Origin of the sequence: Paenibacillus sp. A3, from assembly GCF_001399685.1 — a bacterium.
Lineage (GTDB): Bacteria > Bacillota > Bacilli > Paenibacillales > NBRC-103111 > Paenibacillus_G.
The window spans coordinates 1-606 of the sequence record NZ_JTHN01000393.1; the positions used below are offsets into that span (position 1 = coordinate 1).

Sequence of the window (606 nt, forward strand, 5' to 3'; positions counted from 1 at the left end):
GCTTCGCCTGAAGCTCGTTCAAGTCGATCTTCATCTCGAGCGCTTCCAGCAGCCCTTCGCCGTGCTCCTCCAGCGCCTGCCGGAGTCTTGCCGCCAGCTCCTGCATCACGGTTCGCAGCTGCTCCGCGTAGGCGTCCTCCAGAAAGACCGCTTGCGTGTCGGCAAAACGCGTCATCGGCCCGTTCAGCCGGGCTTCCAGCTCCCGGCGCAGCTCTGCTTTCCCGTCGCCTTCGAAGAAATGCTTCGCATTTTTAAAGAAGCCTGCCAGCCACTTCGGCTGTACGTCTGCGGCCTCCAGCATCGCGTTTAGCTCAGGCGTCTTCAGCTTGAACGGCTCGAACCCCGGGGCTTCAAAGGACGGAATTCCTCCGGTCCGGACGGCTTCCGACCAGTTTTTCGAGGCGTCGCCCGCCATACGGTTGATTTTGTTCTCGATCCGCAGCGTGGTTGCCAACACTTCCTGGTTCAAGTCAAAGGACAGCATCCGTCTCAGGTCCTCCCAAGCGGACTGCATGACCGTTTTCGGATCGCGGCGGTCGTCGCGGAATACAGCCGGGTTGAAAGCTGTATTGAACAGATCGCCAAAGCGGTAGGACGTACGCTGCT

General features: G+C 60.1%; 1 pseudogene. It reads right to left on the reverse strand.

From position 1 onward, the window contains the following. Positions 1–606: pseudogene (locus QJ48_RS37885) on the reverse strand (hypothetical protein); the annotation flags it as partial.